The sequence below is a fragment of the Candidatus Mesenet endosymbiont of Agriotes lineatus genome, from assembly GCF_964019585.1.
Lineage (GTDB): Bacteria > Pseudomonadota > Alphaproteobacteria > Rickettsiales > Anaplasmataceae > Mesenet.
Map to the genome: position 1 here is coordinate 577,278 of NZ_OZ026454.1, position 24,286 is coordinate 601,563.

General features: G+C 33.0%; 14 protein-coding genes and 1 tRNA gene. 8 read left to right on the plus strand and 7 right to left on the minus strand.

Translation table 11 applies throughout. The features are described from left to right. The first annotated feature begins 2 nt into the window (after positions 1 to 2). The 3 genes from AACL19_RS02790 to AACL19_RS02800 are packed head-to-tail and all read left to right on the plus strand — an operon-like array spanning position 3 to position 9,627. Positions 3 to 2,669, plus strand: coding sequence for a type IV secretion system protein (locus AACL19_RS02790; RefSeq protein WP_339046462.1), 2,667 nt, complete (start codon positions 3 to 5; stop codon positions 2,667 to 2,669). Between the two features lie 3 nt (positions 2,670 to 2,672). Further along, positions 2,673 to 5,681 (plus strand): type IV secretion system protein, encoded by a 3,009-nt coding sequence (locus AACL19_RS02795; RefSeq protein WP_339046464.1) that lies wholly within the window; start codon positions 2,673 to 2,675, stop codon positions 5,679 to 5,681. After that, positions 5,674 to 9,627 (plus strand): type IV secretion system protein, encoded by a 3,954-nt coding sequence (locus AACL19_RS02800; RefSeq protein WP_339046466.1) that lies wholly within the window; start codon positions 5,674 to 5,676, stop codon positions 9,625 to 9,627. The genes AACL19_RS02795 and AACL19_RS02800 overlap by 8 nt, the downstream gene beginning before the upstream one ends. A gap of 336 nt (positions 9,628 to 9,963) precedes the next feature. On the opposite strand, the gene AACL19_RS02805 is transcribed toward AACL19_RS02800, so the two are convergent. Together AACL19_RS02805 and AACL19_RS02810 are read right to left on the minus strand one after the other, a co-directional pair. Then, positions 9,964 to 10,248: a hypothetical protein gene (locus AACL19_RS02805; protein WP_339046468.1), complete on the minus strand. Its 285-nt coding sequence runs from the start codon at positions 10,246 to 10,248 to the stop codon at positions 9,964 to 9,966. A gap of 76 nt (positions 10,249 to 10,324) precedes the next feature. Beyond that, positions 10,325 to 12,388, minus strand: a complete 2,064-nt coding sequence (locus AACL19_RS02810; RefSeq protein ID WP_339046470.1) for a ComEC/Rec2 family competence protein — start codon at positions 12,386 to 12,388, stop codon at positions 10,325 to 10,327. A 104-nt stretch (positions 12,389 to 12,492) separates the two neighbouring features. On the opposite strand from AACL19_RS02810, the gene AACL19_RS02815 reads away from it, so the two are divergent. Beyond that, positions 12,493 to 12,569 (plus strand) — tRNA-Met (locus AACL19_RS02815). Positions 12,570 to 12,961: 392 nt separating this feature from the next. On the opposite strand, the gene bioA is transcribed toward AACL19_RS02815, so the two are convergent. From bioA to AACL19_RS02830, 3 genes are read right to left on the minus strand one after another with little or no spacing between them, the layout of a single operon-like run. Further along, positions 12,962 to 14,101 (minus strand): adenosylmethionine--8-amino-7-oxononanoate transaminase, encoded by a 1,140-nt coding sequence (bioA, locus tag AACL19_RS02820; RefSeq protein WP_339046472.1) that lies wholly within the window; start codon positions 14,099 to 14,101, stop codon positions 12,962 to 12,964. Further along, positions 14,098 to 14,886, minus strand: a complete 789-nt coding sequence (gene lgt / locus AACL19_RS02825; protein ID WP_339046474.1) for a prolipoprotein diacylglyceryl transferase — start codon at positions 14,884 to 14,886, stop codon at positions 14,098 to 14,100. Before lgt ends, bioA begins: the two co-directional genes overlap by 4 nt. Positions 14,887 to 14,914: 28 nt before the next feature. Next, positions 14,915 to 16,129, minus strand: coding sequence for an iron-containing alcohol dehydrogenase (locus AACL19_RS02830; RefSeq protein WP_339046476.1), 1,215 nt, complete (start codon positions 16,127 to 16,129; stop codon positions 14,915 to 14,917). Between the two features lie 104 nt (positions 16,130 to 16,233). On the opposite strand from AACL19_RS02830, the gene AACL19_RS02835 reads away from it, so the two are divergent. From AACL19_RS02835 to mnmA, 4 genes are all read left to right on the plus strand, one after another. Continuing rightward, positions 16,234 to 17,790 (plus strand): ankyrin repeat domain-containing protein, encoded by a 1,557-nt coding sequence (locus AACL19_RS02835; protein ID WP_339046478.1) that lies wholly within the window; start codon positions 16,234 to 16,236, stop codon positions 17,788 to 17,790. 593 nt (positions 17,791 to 18,383) lie between these two features. Next, positions 18,384 to 19,565, plus strand: a complete 1,182-nt coding sequence (dxr, locus tag AACL19_RS02840) for a 1-deoxy-D-xylulose-5-phosphate reductoisomerase (protein ID WP_339046480.1) — start codon at positions 18,384 to 18,386, stop codon at positions 19,563 to 19,565. Continuing rightward, positions 19,547 to 20,401 (plus strand): squalene/phytoene synthase family protein, encoded by an 855-nt coding sequence (locus AACL19_RS02845; protein WP_339046482.1) that lies wholly within the window; start codon positions 19,547 to 19,549, stop codon positions 20,399 to 20,401. The genes dxr and AACL19_RS02845 overlap by 19 nt, the downstream gene beginning before the upstream one ends. 98 nt (positions 20,402 to 20,499) lie before the next feature. Beyond that, positions 20,500 to 21,606, plus strand: a complete 1,107-nt coding sequence (gene mnmA / locus AACL19_RS02850; protein ID WP_339046484.1) for a tRNA 2-thiouridine(34) synthase MnmA — start codon at positions 20,500 to 20,502, stop codon at positions 21,604 to 21,606. A gap of 45 nt (positions 21,607 to 21,651) precedes the next feature. Here mnmA and AACL19_RS02855 read toward each other — a convergent pair whose 3' ends face one another. Both AACL19_RS02855 and infB read right to left on the minus strand, forming a co-directional pair. Then, on the minus strand, positions 21,652 to 21,948 hold the full coding sequence (locus AACL19_RS02855) for a ribosome-binding factor A (protein ID WP_339046486.1): 297 nt from the start codon (positions 21,946 to 21,948) through the stop codon (positions 21,652 to 21,654). 2 nt (positions 21,949 to 21,950) lie between these two features. Then, positions 21,951 to 24,284, minus strand: coding sequence for a translation initiation factor IF-2 (infB, locus tag AACL19_RS02860; RefSeq protein WP_339046488.1), 2,334 nt, complete (start codon positions 24,282 to 24,284; stop codon positions 21,951 to 21,953). Positions 24,285 to 24,286: the final 2 nt, after the last annotated feature.

Genomic DNA, 24,286 nt, shown 5'->3' on the forward strand with positions numbered 1-24,286 from the left:
AAATGTTCAAAACCGTAGTCATCATTTCTATTATCTTTTTACTTTCAAGTTGTGGTGGTACTACATGCCTTACAGCTCCTGGTCTTTTAAAAGATGAAATTAGAGATATAATTCCCACTAAACCAAGCAATTTTGGTGATGAAGATTTTGATAAAAATAAAATTGCTAGCTATTGGGTAAAATCAGATCTTAAATTAAAAGAAAATGGTACACAAAAAGTACGAATTACCTCTAATGGTATAAACCTGTGTTACGATGCAGTTCAAGATGCAACAGTAGAGCCAGGGGGACCAGAAGAAAAATCGGGAAAAAATATTTTACAATTAAGATATTCGGCTGCTGCTCATGAAAAACTAATTTTTAGGCTAGAGCTTAGTATTATCGGGTCTTTCAGTGAAGATGTTTGTGATAACAAAAAGGATAATGTTTATGTGCAAGATCCAAGTGCGTGCAAAAAAGACAATCTCAAAACTGAATATTCAGCGAAAATTAGTAATGGTGATGGACCTTTTACCAATAGATATTATGCTAATAAAGCAGATAGTGCAAAGTGGCTCAATGGAAAAACTCATGTCCTTTTAAACAAGGTAGATAGTGATGGCAAGCCAATACCAGATTCATCAATTAAACGTTTAAATGAATTGACTAAATTTAAACTGCCTTGTGATTTAGATGGATTTGTTAGAAGCAAGTGTGGAGAAAAAGATTCAGAATGTATTGAAGGCATAAAATCTACTATATTTAATAACAATACATATTTGCTCAATTCAATGTGCGGTAATATTTGTGGAATAAAAGATGCAAATGGTAAGATTAACTGGTCAAATTGTGCACAAACTGAGATTTCTATAGAGCATTCTAAGGGAATAGAAACAGAAAGTGCAGAAATCGATCAAGATGGAAATATAACATCATGGATTAAAAAAAAAGAATTAACATATATACCGTCACTAAAAGTTGATATGTATAATTCAAGCAAGCCAGACATTAAAATTCCTTTACCCGTACATAGCAGTATTAATCAAGGCATTCGCTCTGGATATGGATATGAAATACCATCTAGATACTTACCACCAGATGTAGTTGACAAACTATTTTTTTACCTTGGTAAATCTAAAAATGAAGATCAACAATCTGGAGGATATCATATTTCAGTAGAAAAAGATTGCAGCTATTATACAAGTCAAAGCTTGTATTATTATGTAGGAAATGAATCTCCAGATGGTATGCCTGGACAAGTTGGAAATTTGATTGATCTTAATAAGGGAGACGAAAGTGACCACTTTGAAATAAAAGGCACTGGTGATGTATATTACGGCGTTCGCGATAACGGTGATGGATATGAAAACAATATTGGTTATTTTGAAACACTTACATTTGTAGAGAAAGATGTTCCAGAAACTATTTCCTGGCTTGTAAATAGAACTAAAAAATACATCTTTAAAGCATTTTACGGGCCAAGTTTTGATGTCAACAATCCTAATAATAACTTAAGTGGTGGTGCTGTAGGCATAGTATATGAAGGGATTATCAAGAATAGCAGTTTTATATCACTTACAAAAGTAACTTTGTTGCTTTACGTCACTCTTTATTCTCTTTTTTATTTACTTGGGATGTTTAGAGCTTCTCAAGCAGAGATGGCATCGCTTATTGTTAAAATCAGTATTATTATTATATTGATCGGACCCAATAGTTGGATATTTTTTAATACTTATCTGTTTCCTTTATTTACTAAAGCACCAATAGAGTTAATTAATATAATGACAGGACAACAATCTAGTAATACTGATTTTAAATTTCTTGATTTAAGTTTATATAGATTTGCCCTACCGCAAACTTGGTTACAAATACTTTCCTTGTTATTCACTGGTCCTGTTGGTTGGATCGCAGTTTTTCTGATCTTTTGGGGTTTGATAATGCTGATTGGATGCCTCTTTGAAGCCGTTATGCTTTATTTTATATCCATCATTATGGTTGCACTACTTCTCTCAATGGCTCCAATGTTTATCATCTGCATATTATTCCAACGCACAAAGGCTATTTTTGATTCATGGATAAAATTACTAGCTCAAGTAGCCATGCAGCCAGTTGTGGTCTTCGCATCTATTGCAATGCTCAATCAAGCTATGACTGGTGTATTATATGGACTATTTAACTTTGATATATGCACTGCTTGTGTGCTTCAACCCTCTATTGATCTTAAAATTACAGAGATTAAGTTTTGTTTACTTGAATTTTTCCTACCACTTGGTTTTTCTCCTGTATCTACCGTTTACGATCACTTGCATGATGCAGACAATGGTTTAATAAGCTTTATGGGGATACCAATTCCAATTATTAACATAATGATGTTTGTAATATTAGCACATGCCATGAAAAGCTTCGTTCAAGTTGCAGGTACCATAGCATCTAGTATATTTGGCATGATGGTAGCTGATCTATCTGATGTTGCTTACAGCGCTAAAGAGAGTACACTTGGCATTATTGGTATGGATAGTGAAAGTAGAATGCGCCGTTTGCAGATGAAGTATAATCAAAAATCTCATACACCTTCAAGAGGCATAAGCAGAGGTTCTATAGGAAGCAATACTAATCCTATTGACGGTCCTATACATGACCCACCATCTTCTTTTCCTGATCCTACAGATCAATCTCAAGATAGGCAGTAATGTATGATAAAAAGATTACTATTATTATTCTGCTGTATTATGACTGGCTGTGGTATTAACTGCATAGAACCTGGATCTGGAGTAAGTAGCAGTAGTATTAAAATTGAAGTGCCTCCAAAAGTGAAAAAGGGTTCATCTGCTAGCTATTATTGGATTAATTCTGGCGAAAGTATATCAGTAGATCAAACTCTAAAGATGACCGTAAGTGGTGCGATTAATTTGTGTCCTAAAGATTTTAGTAATCCCAAAAATGTAATTGTACCTGCAGTTTTTTGTAGTGATGGAGCAATACCAAAATATAGTGACAATAATGATGTAACTGATCCAGACAAAATATGCAAAGGTCATGGCGAAGAATTCAGTAATAGAGGTCGCTACGTTGACACTGGCGTAAGTGTTAATCCAGATGATATATTAAAATTTAGCTTAATACCAAGAAAGATCACTATCAACGATTGTAAAAATCCACCTCCAGGAGTTATTATTGATGGACCAAATGTTTATTACAGAGACAAGGAGGGTAAAGAATCTGTAAGTTCCATTGATGTTTGTAGATCAGGTGGAAGTTACTATATGAAAGGGGATGACGGCAGCATTTATGAAGCTCGTGACGAAAAAGGTAATAGTATAGGGCCTATGAAATTTGAGTCATTGCAAGGCAGAGAGTTTGATGTTTTAGTTGGCAATGGTTTTACCCCGTATGATAATAAAGTGCACCTTAGTACTAATGCTATAGACTCTTTCGGTCATGATTTCTGGAAAAAAGGAGCACTATTAGATTTACGGAATATAAAACCAGATTTAAATAATAATATATGTAAAAAATATGGCAGAATTCAAAAGCTTGATTCAGTAGCAGAAAAATTCTCTGCGTATGATCTAAACTGCTTCTGCGGTAACATATGTTATAATCAAGGCCCGTGGGCAAGCAATAGCGGTATAAGTAACGATAAAAATTGTATTTCTTCTGTAAGGTACAAGTTTAAAGGTAATGGTACATGTAGTCTTAACACAGAAAACCTTGATTTAAATGAATTTCACTTTACTACTAGTTGGGCTGAGCTTTTGATTGCAAGAATTGATCGGTCAAAGAGTGAAGCGTGGGGTATTAGTGCTAAGCAGTGCCTTCCTGAAGGCAATGAGAAATGTATAAATTATAACCGCGGCTTAAATGATTTTAGAAAATTATCCTTGCAACTTAATCATAATTATGTTGTAGGTAATGTGGATCAAAATAGCGCTCTAATGCTGGGAATAGCAGATACAGGTGAAAATGAATACGGCAACAACATTGGTGGATACTACGTAAAAGTACAAAGAACATGTCCACTTGCTGACGGTAAAAAATTATATATGTATATAGGCAATACCCATCCTACTATGCTTCCTGGAGAGGATGGTACTTTTCCTATATGCAAAAGTGATAATAAAAATTGCAGTGGAGTCCACGAAATTAATAAAGATAATAATCCTAAAGCAGGCAAGATATATTTTGGAATTGATACAAGAGGTGTGCAAGACGAGCAATTTATAGATGTGAGTCAAGAATTTATAAGCGCAAATAAGTATACTATTAATATTTTTCGTACTAAGTGGAATCCTATTTTTTCCAATTTTTTTATTAGTATTAGAGATGCAATATTAAATGTATTATATGGTGCATCTGCATCAACTGGTAATAGAGATATAAGTAGTGCAATCAATTCATCTCAAGGTGGTGCAATCAGACAAATATACAATAACTACTCTAAATCAAAACCCTTTTGGAATGGAGTGAGGGCTTTATTTGTATTATATATTGCATTCTCTGCTATCGGTTATGTTCTTGGTTTAATTCAGCTAAGCAAATCTGACTTATCTATACGAATACTAAAAATAGCTTTTATAATTATGATTTTTAGCTCAAATAGCTGGGAGTTTTTTAGTACTCATTTTTTTGCTCTATTTACACAAGGAGTAGATCAGTTAATAACTGCTTTTTCTGGTTACCTTGAAGCAGATAATTCTTTTAGATTTTTAGATCCAACTGTAGGGGTACTTCTTGCAGGTGATACTTGGCTTAGATTTTTATCATTATTCTTCGCAGGCCCTATTGGATGGCTTGTATTCCTTATGATTATGTGGGGTAGTTTTAGTTTTTTTGCATGCATTTTAGAAGCAATGCTTATGTATTTCATGATGATAATATCCACGTCTTTTTTGTTATCATTATCCCCAGTGTTTTTCACTTTCATTCTCTTTCAAAGGACTAGGCAACTATTTGATGGATGGATTAAGCTACTACTGAATTTCTCAATACAACCAATAATCTTATTTGCAGCTTTAGCGTTTTTAAATCAAGCATTGCTATCAATTTTATATACAGTCACTAACTTTACTGCCTGTCCTAAGTGTATTGGAGAATTTAAAGTTTTTGATGAAGAGGGAAGCATTTGTTTATTTGAAGTATTACTTCCTGGTGGTTTTTCTAATGATCTAAGTTTCACAGAAAGAATTAGGGAAAATGAAAAAGGTAATAACTTAGATTTTTTTGGGTTACCATTTTCTATTACAGCTGTTTTGCTATATCTAATTATAGCAAATGCAATGAGGGGTTTTGCAAGAGTGGCTGAATCGATTGCATTATCGATCTCTGGTACTTTATCAAACATGATAGGCCATAGGGGTGCTGCTGTAGACAATGCATCGCAGGCATTACTTTCTTTGGTCGGTTTAGATAGAGATACTAGGCAAATTATAAATTCAGTAAGAAATCGACCTATTATCAGTGAAGGATCAGCTAGATTTAAAGGCTCTAATACTAATGTAAGCCCAAGGTATCAGGGTGAAAACTTCAATGAAAGTTCTGAGCCAACAGAAAATCCTAGATCTGAGAATCACAGAACAGAAGTTAACACAACAAGAGGTCAAACTAATAACGTAATCAACAGAGAGCCTTCATCAGAGGGCTCAAGTACTCAAAATAATTATGAGTCAGATGAAGTATCAAGTAATCAAGAATCTGATGAGTAACAAAATGAAAGAATGCTTAAGCTGCACAGTAAAGTTTATGAATAATAGTCACTCCTTTTTCTTATTAAGAGTATTGCTTATTTTAGTTTTGTTGTTAGAAGTTGGTTGTGAGCCAATTTCACCTTTTCCAAGATGCATTTCCGCTGATAATTTTGGCCTTGAAGCAGTAACTGCATCTGCTTATTATCCTAAAGGTAGCAAAGCATTTGAAGCTAAAGATGGGGGAAATACTGCAGAGTTTTCTCCTAATCAAGTTGTTAGATGGATTGATACAGGACTCATCACCAATGGTGAGCCTATAAAGGTCAGAACTAATGGTATGTGGACTTCCTGGGCGAAATCAAACAAAAAGCATTCTCCTGTTGAAGGAATAGAATTTTTAGGTATTGAACATGGTAAAATTGAGTATGTAAAAAATGAAGATGAAGAGAAAAAACATGAAGTTACACAGATAAATCAATCTATCATTCCTTTAGATAGAATTTGTGGACCTTATTCCATAAAAGATTCAATTATACCTGGATGTCCTGGCAACAAATGCCAATATATCGATGAAGGTCTTAAAGATGATGTTAAAAAAGGTGCTTATGGTGTACCATGTTGGTTCAGAAATGGTTATGGTGCGTATTTATTATTAAAACGTGATGATGACCCAGGTCCAAATAAGGATGTAGATACCATGCGTTTTCCTAAGTCTCCAGTGGTACACTTAGGATATAAATCAGCTGATGAAGGTGGATCAGGTGCTTTTTCTTCTATTGAACACCCTATTAAAGATGCTTCATGTCAAGAAGTAAAATTGGAACCTGGATGGAAAGTATATATTAAAATATTAGATCGCTACTATTGGGACAATGCTGGAGGGTATGCTTTTGAATTTATAAGTGGAGTAAGACAGGAACGTGGGTTAATGATATTTGAAACTATTCGTAAAAAAGTTAAAGAAATTTTAATCACTCAAGGTGGTGAAGCAATATTTAAACGTATAGTAGAGAACGACTCGTATAAAGGTCTTGTGCACTCACTTTTGGTCTTATTTTTGATGATTTCAGCACTACTTTATATTTTGGGCATGATACAGCAATCAATGCCTGATTTCTTAACCAGAACTCTTAAAATATCACTAATTTTAATGTTGATCTCACCTAATAGTTGGCAATTTTTTTATGATAACTTGCTGTCGCTATTTATCAATGGCACTGATGCAATAATTGGCATGATAAATGGTCACTCTGGAATGCGTAATTATAATCAAGATGCACCGTTTGCTTTTTTAGATTACATGATACGAGATAAGATATTTTCTCCTATAGTGTGGAATATCAAGATGAGAGCACTTATTGTTAGTGAATTTCTTGGGATATTTGGTGTTCTTTTTATTATAGTTATCGTTCTAATATATGTTTTTTTATGTATATATGCGTTCGCTATATACCTTGCAGGATTGATTGGAATATCACTGCTCATAGCACTGATGCCAATATTTTTCGTTGGTATTTTATTTTCAAAATTAAAACCATTATTTGATGGTTGGCTAACGCAATGTATAAGCTTTTCTTTACAATCGATAATGATCTTTACTTTGCTTTCATTATTCGGCTCTCTTATAATGAACACCTACTATAGATTGCTTGGGTTTACTGTCTGCTATAATAAGTGGATGGAAGTAAAACTAATACCTCGTATTCTTGAGAAAAGTTTTTATGACTGGACTCCAGGGCAAAAGTATGTACCAAAGATAATCAACGTTTTTAAGGAGTGGAATGCTCATGACAGTTTGAATAAGTCAGACTATGGAGAAGATCGTATATCTAGGTTTACATTTACTGGCGGTGGATCAGTAATTCTTGTGCCACCTGAATATACAGAAAAGGATTTTCGTTACATAGATTATCCTTATTTCGATCCAGATACAACTGGTAATAAAAACCCAGACGGTATTTCAGTAAAAGAAAACTCAAGATTCACTGAACTTGTAAATCTACTAAATTCACTTATGGCACTGCCTACAGTAAGTGGTGATGCAATAGCAAGACTTGTTGAGGACATAAAAAATGAAATCAAAAGACTTGGTTTAGGTAACAGTTTACAATTTTCTCAGATTGAAGATTCACAAAATAATAATATTCCAGACAATTACGGACAACTTCAAAATGATGTTAAAAACGCGTTAATATTACTCATTGGTTCAGATAAGACTGACCCTACTCCTAAAGAAGAATTAGAGAAGCAATATGATTACTCAATAATTAAAAAAATAAGAAAGGGTTATTTAATAATATGGGAAGAGTTGCTTATATTGCTTCTATTAGCGTTTTTAATATATTTAATGCGTTCATTTGTAACCAATGTAGGTTCATCACTTGGTGGCGGTTCTCCTATGTCAACAATGCTTTCTAGGGTATGGGATGGTTTTTTTGGATTCTTAAGACCAGATGGTAGTGGCAGTACTATTGATGAAATTAAGAAATTCATCTACGGTGTTAGGTATGGCATATCAGACGCAATTGGTAGTGGTCTTGATAGAGCTAGTGATGCGGTTGCAAACACAGTCAAAAGAACACCAATTTTGGGTACAGCAGTAAAATTTACATCTGAGGTAACAGATGCAATAACTATGCCTAATTCTGCTGAGTTTAAATTTCAGAGAAAATTTGATAAGCAGCTTAAAAAGCTTACTTACTATCGAGCTGTAGTTGGTTCACATCTAAGTTATTCTGGATTTGAGGCTCTTAAACATCTTGGCAAGTATGCTGTAGATAGAATATCTGGTGAAAAGGAAACCGAGCTATGGAAAGATGTAAAATTACAGCATAACCATTTTATGAAAAAGCTTCATGAAGAAATACTTGGTCCTGAAAAAGATAAATTATCCCCTTATTTACCACCAAAGGATCCAAAAGATGAGGAGTCGCCTTTTCCAAGGAATAGGCTTGCTAATATCTCAGATCTTGATGATGAAAATGTTGATAGGGATATTGATAACGATGTTGAGCGTCCAATTACAAGTGATCAGGACATTGATCGTGATGTAAGACAACCTCAAGACTTTGATCAATCTCAAATATGTTTAGATGAAGATAAAAATTTAGAGTTGGAGAAAGATATAAGTAATGAATCTAATAAGGAGATATACACTCAGTTACTACACGAAAAAATGGATCAACACAGCGAAGGCATTAGCGATTTAAAATTGAAGCCGCATACAGAAGATAGAGAAAGTAGTAGTTATCCTGACTCAGAAGAAATAAGTAGTGGTGATATAACTACCGACAAAAGTACACTTGTGAATGGAGATTATCAGGAAAGATTAGAAACTGAGCGAGATAATGAGAATCTATCACCTCAAGAAGAAACAGAAGTGCCAAGAGATGATAGCCAATTTAAAACCAGTGCTTATGGGGAAAATTTAGAAGAATTAGAGGAAAGCTATTCGGATAAGGATGGGGTTCAATCTGTCACTCAAGATCATGAAACTCTACAGAAAGAAAATAGTGATGTGGATTTATCATCTCAAGAAGAAACAGAAAAGCCAAAATATTATCAACATGAAGATGAAAGTTTGCAAGAAGTTGATTCACATAAAAAAATTGAATCTAACATTAAGGATGATAGTGATCCACAAAATTTAAAAACTTCAGAAGATACGTCACAAGTAGATGATCATCCACAACAAAGTTTACCTACAGACAATTGGTATGGTTTTCAGCAGCAAAACACAGATGATAAATTAGAAAATAATGAAGAAGGAATTCAAAAGCTATTACAAGAGCAATCAAATAACCAAGTGGCGACAAATGAAAAAAGTAGCAGTGAACAAAAGAAAAGTACTACTACACTTGATGAGTTAAAGAAAGATCAAGAAAAAAGAAAAGAGATTAAAGCATTACAAGAAAAAATAGAACAAATAAAAAAGCATCAAAAAGGTGAGCAGGATGAAAACTGATTTTTTAGAGCAATATCTGATAATAGGTCATATTTTCTTGCGGTTGACAAAAAATTAAGTTAAAATAATATGGGGGAAGGGATGATATAAAATAAAATCACAGTAGAGATACAATAAAGCCAAAATTTTATGTAAAGCTTGGCAACAAGCTACGTCAACTGAATTTTTAGCGCAGCTCAATTTTCTGGGAAGAAGCTGGGAAAAGTCCAATTTGATATCTTCTTTTCTAACAGATTGAAAATTCAGTTAATTTGCTTTAATTCAGTTTGTTGAACACTCCATATCTTAAATATATAACCTTAAGTTTTAAAAAAAACTTAAGGTTACTTAGATTAATTATATCAAATCATTACTATTACAAAAACTTGGGTTATCGATTGTATCGGCAATTATATTGCACAACCGTGCTTCTTCTGGAATATTAGTATATAATTTTCCACATTCAAAATTTCCAGTCCATTTGATCGTACCTGTTATTTGGTTAGCAATGTTATTAATATCATTATCATCAAGGTCTAATTTATTTACCTTAACTCTAATGCCTTTCATATTGGCTTTGATTATGTTATGAGTGCAGTCATCAGCATCTGTAGATTGTACTATACGTTCTACGTTTGACATATAAGACTCCATTTAATAAATATATTCTAATTATAACATGAGGTATTTAATTTTATGCTAACTCTGCTTTTTTGTGCTATATAAATGCATTTAAGCCAAATAAATGCCATGGCCTACCGCTACGTATCCTTTTTATTTTGATCTTTTTGCTAGATAGCCAGATTGAATGCGTACCATAAATTTCAAGATCGTCATATCTTATAACTGCGGTATTACAAACAGGATAAACAAATTTGTTCAGCTGTAGTATTAAGTCAACTTTATCGCAGTTTTGTACAATTAATTCTTGTTTGTAGGCAATAAGCACTGATTTATTCGCATTTTGATATATGCAGCCAAAGTCATCACATGATAACCTTTTATTTTCCCCATTATAATTTTTATAATGTAAAGCCTTCAGTTGGCCATTTTGCTTTGCCCAGGTCACACTGATAAAATTTCTATTTTTCTTAGTTAATGAATATAGTAAACTATCGTTTTCTTGAATAGCAGCATTGCTACTTACTGCTAAAATATCTGGAGTTTGATAAAATACGTCAGTAAATATCCCTATGACTATAATAATTAATCCCCAAAAACGCCAGTTTCTCTGACATAAGCATAACCATAATAGTCCAATGGTTATGATTATCACTGCTTCCGGATAAATACTATGCACATATATGGTTGAGTATTTAACATTTGCAACTTTTTCTGAAAGTTTCAAAACCACATCTATTGAATATTCAATGGCCCCTGAAATAAGCCATTCAAACTTAAATGGAATCAGTATTACGTAGATTATTCCCATCGGGATTGTAAGTAATGTAATAATTGGTATGGCAACTAAATTAGTAACAACACCACCAATTGAGACGTAATTAAAATTGTATATTGTATATGTCATAGTAGCTAAACTTGCCACAGTTGAGCTTAAGAGAATTGAAATAAAATACTTAATTGTTTTATTAGTTGGGAGTTTTTCTATACTAATTTGATAGCTTGCAATAAGTGCAAGTACAGCAGAAAATGACATTTGAAAACTTGGTTTTAAAACTGATTCTGGTTGAAATAGTAGAATTCCAAACGCAGCAAACGCTATTGAAGTAAGACTATTATACTTTCTTTCTAAAAGAATGGCAGTAACTACTAAAGTTACCATAATAAATGCACGTTGAGCAGAAATCTGCATGCCAGTAATTAGCAGATAAAAGATTGTGGGCACTATGCATATTATTGCTGAAATTTTTTTTATGTTATATTTCAGAGTAATAGTTTCAGATAAAGCAAATGCATTTCTAAAAAGAAAAAAAAATAAATTGGAAACAAATGCTAAGTGCAATCCTGATATCACAAATAAATGAGCAATACCTGCGTTTCTAATTACATTCATCACATTTTTGTCTATTCCGTCTTTTTTACCAATAAGTAAGGCAGCAGTAATGTTTGCATGCAGCTTGTTCATATTTCTTTGCAGGTTACTATAAATATATTGCCTAAACGACTCTATATATTCATGAAATTTTTTACTATTTGCTTTTTGATATAATGTAACTGTGCTTGTAGCAAAACCAACAGCACTAATTTTTTGAAAATACGATATTCTGGCAAAATCGTATGAATATTCTGAAGGAGCGATATTAGGAGGAAAAAGAACGGCTGATAGCATTACCCTATCTCCTACATCAACATTTTCTTCTACTTTTGTCCGTACTGTAACCTTAATATTGTCTATCTCGTTTATATTTTGAACTTCACTAAGCAGCAACTGTTCATAAGAATCTTTTTTATTTATTTCTTTAACTCTCGCTATAATATTTTTTGCGTATATTTTTTGATTAATCGTACGGGTAGAAGTTAACTTCGTTTTAACTATTCCACTAATAAACCCTAAGAATAATAGGACTATAATAATAATAAGTATTAAATATTTTCTGTAGTAAAAAACAATTACAGCAAATAAAGAGAGCACTAGAAGAAAAATTAATATAGTAACAACCAGATTGGGTTCAGAGCTAAGAGAAAAATAAACTAAGATACCAGCTCCTTGTAGTACTGGAGCCCATAATACTAAGTTATGCAATTCTCTTTTTAGGTTATACGCTACATAATTACTTAATATATTAGCTGATAAGAATATTCTTTTTAGAAAAATTAGCATTTAGCTAAAATAGTTAATTTCTTAAATTATAAAATTTAATATTTTTATTGCACTAAAAATTAAGATACTATAAATTGTAAATATACTATTTTAATAGTTAATGACGCGGGGTAGAGCAGCCCGGTAGCTCGTCAGGCTCATAACCTGAAGGTCGTAGGTTCAAATCCTACCCCCGCAACCATAATTTAGTACAATAATATTTTATTCTCTCAATGTTTCAGTTCTTTGCTTTCTAGAGAGCTTGGTCATTAATTTTTCGAATGCTATTTGGCTTAGTAGAAGCTTTTTCCATGAGCTGCTTGTCTGATATTTTTCTACTAATGAATCCATATCTATTAAGTAGTTATTTTTTTTCATTTTATACAAAATCTTAGTTTTCCATAATATATATTATGTAACTTTATTTCTAATAACTTTTTATTTGTTTTAAGTAATAGATTTTAGAATATTTTGAATCTTTCCATAAGCTTCCATAAGCTCCAAATCGCTTATTGAATATGGTGGCAATAAATAAACTGAATTTCCCAAAGGCCTGATTAAAAGCCCTTGCTCTAAACATTCAATTTTTAACTTTTATGCAGTTGAATAATTATAAATGTCAAATGCTGCTATTGTACCAATAATACGCGTGTGTTTAACATTTACGCAAGTTTTAAGTAAAGCTAATCCTTCTTGGTGTGCATTATTAATTTTTTTAATTGATTCAGCAGTACTCGATCTCATCAATAAATTTAAAGAAGCAATTGCAGCTGCACAGCTCAAAGGATTAGCAGTATAAGAATGCCCATGGGCAAAAGCTTTGGTGAAATTTTTATCTAAAAATGTTTCATAAACTTCTTCAGTAGTAACAGTTAGAGCAAGTGGCAAAAACCCCCCAGTCAGTCCCTTAGAAAGGCATAGAAAATCAGGTATGATTTCAGTTTGCTCAAACGCAAAATTGCTACCAGTGCGACCAAAACCAATCATAACTTCATCAAAAATTACTAAAATATTATACTCACGTACTAAATGAATAACTTTGCTAATAAATTCTGGGCGGCACATTCTCATACCACTTGCCCCTTGTACTAAGGGTTCTAGGATCAATGCAGCAATTTTATCGCTGCTAGTATTTAAATGATTTTGCAGTACTTTAAGTGCATGCTTCTCTTTATTTTCTACTTCCTCATCTCCATCCCATGTTTCTGGAAAAGGTACTCTAAGCACAAAAAAAAGTAACTTTGCAAATGCATTATGGAAACCAGACCCAAATCCTACACTCATTGCTCCAAAAGTGTCTCCATGATATCCCCCTTCAAAGCTTAAAAATATAGTTCTTTCAACATCACCCTGGTTATACCAATATTGATAAACCATTTTTAGAGCTACCTCAACAGCTGTAGAACCATTATCTGAAAAAAAGAATTTGGATAGAACCTTGGGTAATAAAGCATGTAATTTTTCACAAAGCTCAACAGCAGGTTTATGAGTAAATCCTGCAAAAATTACGTGTTCTAAAGTCATACTTTGCTCATATATAGCCTTAGCAATTTCAGAATGAGCGTGACCGTGTAGATTCACCCACCAACTGGAAATAAGATCTAAATATGACTTGCCATTTTCATCGTAAAGATATGATCCATATCCTTTCTTAATTGCGATTGGAAACCCTGCTGTTTTTTCTTGCGTGAATGGATGCCATATAATTTTTTTATCGCGTTCACCCAAATTCATAAATCAGATGGGTTTTTAACACTTATTATAATAATCATTCCAATTATAACCATAGGTATTGACAGTAGCTGCCCCATTGTTAAGTTGAATAAAAGATAGCCAATTTGCAAATCAGGTTCACGAAAAAATTCAATTAAAAACCTAATTACGGCGTAAAGTATCATTCCAATACCGGTTAATGTTCCCCTATATGATCTGAGATTTGTAAAAAACAGTAGTAAGTTTAATGTTATAAAAAGCAAAAGCCCCTCCCCTACTGCTTCATATAATTGGCTTGGATGACGAGCTAGATCATCTCCTGGAAAAATAACACCCCAAGGAAGATCAGTGATTCTTCCAAATAGCTCCCCATTTATAAAATTCGCCATTCGCCCTAAAAACAGTCCAATGGGTGCTGCACAAGCAAGTAGATCCATGACAAGCAGCATAGAAATGTTGTGTTTTTTACATACTGCTATAATTGCAATAATACATCCAATCAGCCCTCCATGAAAGGACATCCCTCCATGCCATATTTTAGATATTTCTATTGGTGAATTTAAATAATAGTTTAGATTGTAAATTAGAATATACCCTACCCTACCCCCAAATACTATTCCTATAATTGACCATGCAAGAAGAGAATCGTGGAATTTTTGACTAAACACCTTACATTTATCTACTTTATGTAAATACCAATGTGCAAATATTATCCCTAATACATATGCAATGGAGTACCAACGAACAGACACAGGACCTATACTAAAAATCACTGGGTCAATATGTGGAAAAAGTATTGCATTCATCTTTTTTAATACCTATAAAATAGATAAATTATTTAATGTCAAGAAAAGTAAATCTATCACGTGTAGCGAAAGCTAAATCAACAACTTTTTTATATTTACTAGTATTCCAGCCCAAATCTTCAGCATCAGTTGCCATGCCTAAATCGCAAAATATCTTTTTCAATACCTTAGATGGAATATGACTTTTTTTCACCACCTCAGAAAATTCACTCCAATTTTTTTGAACTATATCGTTTAAATGCTCAGCTTTTTCTTCACTGATTTTTTTACTATAAAAAGTTTCTATAAACTCACCATTGCCAAAACATTCTCTAATCTCTTTTTCATTTGCTACTGTTGGTTTGATAGTTGGTATAGCCAGTAACTTTTCCTCTTGCAACTTAGCCATGGTAAGCGTAGTTATAGCTATCTTCTCACCATGTAGAGGCAATAAGTTATGACCATAAACTGCATCCATAGCATGGGCAATCATATGCTCCCCCTGACTCGCAGGATGGCTTCCACCACTGATTGTCATTCCAATCCCAGAAAGCAGTAAAGCCTCAATTAATAGCATCACAACGTCTTTATCTTTTGCAATTAACCTTGAATACTCTTTTAGTAATTCTTGCTCGATATCGCGTAAGAGTAAAAAAGGCAAATCATTATACTCAGTGTTAAGTAAAAGGTGTGACAATAGCCAATCAGCTTGTGCTGTAGAGCGACAGATGAAATCAGCAAAACCACTACGCGTAAGACGAAGTGGAGCGCTTGTCACTACATCCAAATCAATGTATATTGCTTTAGGCAGATGTGTCTGAAATGACTTTTTATAGCCACCAGTAAGTATTGATGCACTTGCCGACATATACCCATTCATGGAGGCAGCAGTTGGAAAGAGAATATAGTCTTTATCACTTATATAGCTTGCATATTTACATAAATCATTTATAGTTCCGCTGCCTAAAGCGACTAAAGTATTAAAATCTTTTGCTTTGTTAATAATAAGTTCAATAAGGCTACTTGAAGGCGGTGAATCACCTGGAATAACATGATGGGAGATGCTGGTAGCTAATTTTTTGTCTAAAAGTCTTATTGTGTTTTCATCTGCAATTAAGTAGCTACTATTATAGCATTTTATAATACTATCTATATCATTTATAATACCTTGTTCTATCACTACCTTTTCTGTAGAAAATTTAAGTAGCTTATTTGAACAAGGATCAAAAACACCATCACTTATAATTTTTTTACTGCAATACATCTTATAATTTTTAAGAAGATACCTCTTTTACATGGAAATTAAAGCTTTAAAAAAATGATTAATATAGCATAATATCTTAGTTTACAAGATTCAAAGGGGGGAATATGTCACTTGAAGAACAATTGATCCAAGCTATTAGGGATAAAAACGTAGAAGGGGTGAGATCTTTACTGGAAGGAGGAGCAGATGTTAATGCTCGAGATTGTTATGATTGGACACCTCTACACTGGGCTGCTAAAAATGGACATATAGGAATAGTTGAGCTTCTTCTTGAAAATGGAGCAAATGTTAATGCTCAAGATAGGAGTAAAAGAACACCTCTACACTGTGCTGCTAAAGGAGGACATATAGAAATAGTGAGGCTTCTTCTTGAAAAAGGAGCAAATGTTAATGCCCGAAATCGTTATGGTTGGACACCTCTACACTGGGCTGCTGAAAATGGACATATAGAAGTAGTTCAGCTTCTTCTTGAAAAAGGAGCAGATGTTCATGCTCAAGATAATTATGGTCGGACACCTCTACACCTGGCTGCTCAAAATGGCTATACTGACATGGCTCAGCTTCTTCTTAAAAATGAAGCAGATGTTGAGGCTCAAAATTATCTGGGACACACACCTCTACACTGGGCTGCTGAAAATGGATATATAGAAGTAGCTCAGCTTCTTATTGAAAAAGGAGTAGATGTTCATGCTCAAAGTCAGTATATAGCAAGACTTCTACACTTTGCTGCTGAAGAAGGAAATATAGCAGTAGTGAGGTTTCTTCTTGAAAAAGGAGCAAATGTTAATGCTCAAGATAAGAGTAAAAGAATACCTCTACACCTGGCTGCTAAAGGAGGAAATATAGAAGTAGCTCAGCTTCTTCTTCAAAAAGGAGCAGATGTTAATGTTCAAGGTAATGGAACATCTCTATACTTTGCTGCTAGAGAAGGACATATAGAAGTAGTGAGGCTTCTTCTTAAATGTGGAGCAAATGTTAATGCTGAAAGTAATTATAGAGGAACACCTCTATACCTTGCTACTAAACATAGACATACAGAATTCTTCTTCCTGTTTCTACTTTATGGCGCTGATATAAGTGAACGAGATCGAGGCATAATAAATAGAAAACCTAAACTTACTAGCTGTTTAGCAGAATTTGAGCAAATAAAAGGAATGCCTCACTTAGGTGGACTGATAGAAGCATATAAGAGTGGAGATAAAAAGGCCATTTCACAATATATAGATAATGCAAAAAATCAAGAAGCATTGGTTGCAAAATATAAAGGAATAAAAGAACGCTGCACTAATGAACAATTATCTTTTGTGCCTGAGTATTTATGTGATTTTGTTAAGCATATCACCCTGAAATTTTTAAAATCTCACATAGACGAAAAAACTATGGCATCTTACTTGAGTGAGTCAAAAGATGACATAAAAATAATTAAGCTGCAAAACAATAAGACAAGAGCTGTATATGAGCTATTACCTAAAATTGCATCAGAAAAAATAGTTTCATATTCTGATAATGATACGAAAGAAAACGTATTACTAGCTTTAAGCAAAAAAGCAGATGTGTTTTTAAATGAATTAAAAAATATTTATCAAAGTCCAAATGCACCATTAGCTCAACCTCAATTGGAAGAAATAGATCCTTCAGCAAAACTCCAATGTAATTTATGAAGATTCAAATCATGATATATCAGCTGTGGGTAGGATTTTAAAATTTTTGAAAAAAAACTCAAAAAAGTGCAATTTTCTGCTTCCATGATTTAAAACATATATGATATAAAGAGAGAGCCAATCTGGAGAGATTGAGGCTGTAGAGGCGGCCTTTAAAGTGGCAGATGTATAGGAAAAGAAGATCTGAATATATTGAATAGGATCTTCGGCGACCTACTGAATAGTTTTAGCTATTTTAGGCTCTTTTGCCTAGAGTAAGGGTTGATATCCTTATAGTTATATGCCTTAAAACATATAACCATAGCGCTTCCAATTATCAATTGGTAGTCCTTTCATGGTGGGAATCCGTGAAAAGGGCTAAAAACGCTCCTCTCTCTGATGTTGTTCATGTGCTTTCTCTCCAGATTGGCACTAAAAACAATAAAAGGTCGCAAAGAAAGATTGAAAGATAAGATCAGAATAAATAATAACTTTTTATAAATTGAGCATTTTGAATTTTTTCTTTTTTACTATGAAATGAATTAGTTATTCTACAAAAAACAAAATTTACTTTGCAGAATTTTGCGTTTAAATAATATTATTTATAGAATTAAATGCAGAGAGTTTCAGTTTTTGGTTCAACAGGTTGTATTGGACAAAAGACCGTGCAGCTTTTGCTAAAAAAGCTAAACAAATATAAAGTAGAAGTTTTAACTGCAAATTCAAATTTTGAATTACTCGCAAGGCAGGCACGCCTTACAAAAGCAAAAAATGTTGTTATTACTGATAAGAGATTTTTTAGAGATTTAAAGGAATCTTTATCTAACACAAAGATTAATGTTGAGGCAGGCAATGAGGGGCTTGCTGCTGCGGCTTCTATCCCTGTAGATCGGGCTGTTATTGCAATAGTTGGCATTGCTGGGCTTATACCAACAATGAAAATCATAGAATCTAACACAAAGATTATAGCTTTAGCAAATAAAGAAAGCATTATATGTGGTGGGGAGTTGATGCTAAGAAAGGCAAAGGAGCATAAGGTAAAAATTGTTCCCATAGACTCAGAACATAATGCCATCTTTCAGATTTTTCATAGTAGTTATAATCTTGAAAAAATTATATTGACGGCTTCTGGTGGCCCATTTTTACATTTAACCCTTGAACAAATGGAAAATGTAACATTACACGATGCAATAAGTCACCCTATTTGGAAAATGGGAAAAAAAAATTCAATTGACAGTGCAACTATGATGAACAAAGCTTTAGAGTTAATTGAAGCTCAGAATTTATTTACAGTTGGTCCAAGTAAGTTAGATGTTGTTATACATCCAGAATCAGTAGTACATGGTGTAGTATCCTATAAAGATGGGTCTAATTTAGCAGTACTTGCGTGTCCCGATATGGATATCCCTATATCTTATGCGCTATCTTGGCCTAGAAGATCAAGCGTAATAAATAAACAGCTGGATTTAACTAAGCAGAAGTTAACGTTTTTAAAACCTAATTATAATCAATTTCCTGCTTTAAAATTAGCTATGGAAGTATTGCGTTCTAACACACCGCATGCGAATAGCATAGTACTAAATGCCGCAAATGAAGTTGCTACAGGTGCATTTGTAGAGTCAAAAATAGGTTTCTTAGATATTGTGAAAATAGTACAGGAAACGCTTGCAGCAACAAAAGTTACAGCTGGTTCTTTTGATTCTCTTAATAATATTATTAACCTTGATTCTAGCAGTCGAATTTCAGCAGAAAGATTAATTAGTTCTTTGCTAGCCAGATGCACAATAGTACTATAGACTCGTATTGTGTTGATTACGTCCGTCAAAATGATAGAGATCGTTTTGTTTGTGCATTATTCTCTAAAGGAGATATAAGATATTACTTTTTAGTCTTGTCTGCATTTAACATAGAGATCAGCAATATATTGTATAGTAGTACTGAAATTATGACTGCTCTTGTACTCATTAAATGGTGGCGTGAAAGGATTAAAATGATCTACAATAACAAACTTACAAATGCTGATAAAATTACAAAGGAATTAGAAACAGTTATAAAGTCTACTAATATTCCAGAAACCTTATTCCATCAATATCTTGATGGTTATGAGGAAGCAATTTGTAGAGATGAATATCTAAATACTGAGGAACTTGAGGATAATGCGGTGAAAACTACAGTGCATCTGATGAAGATGATTTTTGCTACTGCAGATATTAAGGACCGTGATGATGATTTAAACCAAATAATTTATCACTCTGGAATTGCTTGGAATTTAATGAATAATTTGCGTAATGAAAGATATTTAAACAGCAAAGGTAGAACCCTTTTGCCTAAAGATCTTTTGAAAAGTGCAGGGATAGAAAATGCACCATCTTTCAAAAATAATTTAGCTCTTAAGGAAGTAGTGGAACATATGGTGGAGGTAACACAAAATCACATAGATAAGGTTAAAATGCTAATAAGGAATATCCCAAGAGAAATTATTAGCATAGCTTTAATGCCCATCCTTGCAGAATTTTATCTAAAACGCATTTGTAGAAGAAAATTTGACATTATAAATAAAGAGGTGGGAACAATTTCACCAATAATGCAAATAAAGCTTTTACTATATAAGATAAAAATATGCTGTTCATAGAAATAAAAAACTGCAAAAGTTAGGAAGAAAGATTAGGATTAGATTCTTAATTTCAATTATTTTAAAGTATAGTAAAATGTTAACTTTCAGTAAGTCTGATGATAAATGAGTTTGAAATAGCACCGCTACTGGCAAATAAAACACCAAAACAAACTAAAGTTGTAGTGGCAATGTCTGGAGGGGTCGATAGTAGTACAACTGCAGTACTACTGCATAATTTAGGCTATCAGGTTATTGGTGTTACTCTTGAGCTCTATGGTGGTAGTACTAAAAAAGGCGCTTGCTGTGCTGGACAAGATATTTATGATGCAAGGTGTGTTGCTGAAACTGCTGGTTTTCCTCATTATGTATTAAACTACAAAGAGATATTTCAAAAAGAAGTTATAGATGATTTTATTGAAAATTATACTCGTGGAGAAACACCAATTCCATGTGTCAAATGTAATCAAACCGTCAAGTTTCGTGATTTGCTTAAGGTAGCACAAAATTTAGAGGCTGATGCATTAGTCACAGGGCACTATATTAGAAGGATAGAAAAAGACGGAGAAGTGCAACTATATTCTGGTTTAGATAAGAGTAAAGATCAAAGTTATTTTTTATTTGCAACAACAATTAAGCAACTAAAATTTTTACATTTTCCTCTTGGTGCTTTTCATAAGAGTGAGGTTAGAGAACTTGCAAAATATTTTAACCTAAAAATTGCTGAAAAGCCTGATAGCCAAGATATATGTTTCGTTGCTGATAAATATGCCAGCACTATTGCTAAACTGAAACCTAAGTCTTTAGTAAAAGGCAAAATTGTACACGTAAACGGTCAGGTTTTAGGTTATCATAATGGTATAATGAACTTTACAGTTGGACAAAGAAGAGGGCTTGGTATATCTTCACATGAGCCACTTTATGTGGTTAAAATAGATGCTAGAAACCAAGAAGTCATTGTTGGATCAGCAGATAAGCTGATGAAGAATAAACTCTCTGTAAGAGAATTAAATTGGCTAGCAAAAGACCCTATTCCAAATGAAGGGTTAGAGGTAATTGTAAAACTTAGATCATCACATAGTGGTAGTACGGCAAGAATATACCCTACTAACGAAAGTGGTAATACTGAGGTTATTTTAAAAGATGATTATTTTGGTATTAGTCCAGGACAAGCTTGTGTTGCCTATTTAGGGGAAAGAGTTCTAGGAGGTGGTTATATATTATAACTAACACTAAATCCATTTTGCTTCTTATCAATTTTTGTACACTTTCTATTGATCATCATCTAATTTAAAATTTAATTTTGGTATATAACGTAAGCTGACGTTTTTTAATAAGAATTTATGTATTAAATGCGATGATTTTTTTATTTCTGCTAAAACAGAATGCTTATCTTCTTTACTCCAAAAAGACAAAGCTATAAATACATCCGCTGCTTTCAGATCATTATTTAGATTAATTTTTGAAACTGAAACACCCTGGCTACATACTTTACCTTCCATGAAAATCTTTGCAATTGCTCTACACAAAATTGACTGCATCATTAATTTTGATACACGCTTCTCCATTGCTAATTTAGTTTTGCCTGTTTTGTTATTAGTTCAAATGCTTCTATAATATCATTAGGTTGTACCTCAGTACAACCACTTAAAGATATCCCACATTCAAAGCCAGATTTAACTTCTTTTACATCATCTTTGAATCTACGTAAAGTTTTTACCTCACCTTCACATATTAATCTATCATTACGCTTTAATCTAACTAATGTACCCTTTTTTATTATACCACTTGTCACATGACAACCTATAATGCTTACTGTTTTATCTATATTAAATACTTCCCTCACAGAGGCCAGCCCAACATGATGCTCTTGTATTATAGGTTTGAGCTTACTGTTTAGTAAATCTTTTATATCGTTAATTAACTCATATATTATATCATAAAAACGAATATCTACCTGCTTTTGTTTTATAAGATTTCTTGTTCTTGAGTCTGCTTTTACATTGAATGCTAAGATAATAGCGTGTGAGGCTTCAGCAAGTAGAATATCTGACTCAGTTATTACTCCAATTCCACTATGTAAAACATTCACTTTAACTTCTTCATTACTTAACTTTACAATTGCATTACGTATTGCTTCAATTGATCCTGTAACATCACATTTCAAAATAATAGGTATTTTTGTTACATCGTTTTCTTGGCTAAATATGTCTATTAAGTTAGTGCTTATTTTACCGTTACTTAAATTGTTTCTATACTCAACAACCTCACGTGCTTGCTTCTCAGATTCTACAACCACAAACTGATCTCCAGAATTTGGTATAATACCTAGCCCAGCAACTTCAATTGGAGTTGAAGGTAGAGCTACCTTTTCATTTCTTCCATTATGATCAAACATACTACGAATCTTACCATATCCGTTCCCTATAATTATTATATCTCCTATTTTTAATGTTCCCTGTTGCACTACTAAAGTTGCGAGTATACCATGACTTTTATCAACTTTTGATTCAATAACTACTCCTGAAGCACGACAATCAGTAGCTGCTCTTAAATTGATTAACTCTCCAATCATTATTATTGTTTCTTCTAATTCTTCCAAATTTATTTTTTGTTTTGCTGATACTGGTACAATTATAACATCGCCACCTAATTCCTCAGAAATAAGATCGTACTGTAACAAATTATTGGCAATTTTTATGACACTATCTCCTACATTGCTCACTTTATCAATTTTATTAACTGCCACTATAATAGATACATTTGCAGCTTTGGCGTGACTAATTGCTTCAATTGTTTGATCCATTATTCCGTCATCTGCTGCTATAACTAGCACTACTATATCAGTTATATTTGTACCACACGCACGCATTGCAGTAAATGCTTCATGTCCAGGCGTATCTATAAAAGTTATTCTATGACCACCTTGAGTTGTTGTTTGATACGCACCAATTTTTTGAGTAATGCCCCCTGATTCTTTTTCAGCAACATTTGATTTACGGAATAAATCAAGTAGAGAAGTTTTTCCATGATCTACATGCCCCATAAATGTAACAATAGGAGGGCGTGGTAATTTAGGTAACTTTTCATCAATTTGAAATATCTTTTCCTCCACTTGAAAACCACCTACCCTTTTAAAAGTATGATTGAAACTCACTGCTATTTCACATGCTGTATCTGGATCTAAAAAATCATCTAATTTAATAGTTTTACCAATTTTAGACAGAGTATTTAATACATCCTTACTTCTCTCTGCCATACGTTTAGCAAGCTCTCTCACTGTAATTTCATCTGGAATAAGAATTTCACGTGATATATTTGAGCGTTTTATTGGTTTAGAGCGCTTATTTCTTTTAGCTCTTATGCCAAAAGCTTGTCTTGATTCATCATTCTGATCTTGTACCAAGGCTTTTTCAAGAGCAAATTTTTCATGTTTAGAGTATGTATTAGAGAATTGATTTTTATTTATATTCGGTTTAGCTTTTTTAAATTTTTGATCATTACGATTAGTTTCTTTTATATTCTTCTTATTATCATCAATGCATTTAACATCTTCAAAATTTTGATTTTCTTCTACTGTATCCTTTTCAATTTCAATATACTCATCTTCTTGCTTATGATGGCTTTCTACTTCTTGTTTTATTAATGCAGCATTATAAAAAGCATTTATCCTAGATACTTGCTCTTGCTTTGTTAAAGAAGCATCAGTATCCTCACCTTGTAAGACAAAACTCAATAAATTATTTTTTCTTTTTCTTTTAACTTCCACTGCAGTACCACCCTTAACTGAATGCAAGTTGCCAGCAGAAAGACTAGACTTAAGCCTATCATTACATTTATCCTTGCTTAAATTAAAATTAGCAAGAGTCAACTTTTTATTACTGATGTTCCCAGGCTCATTCATAT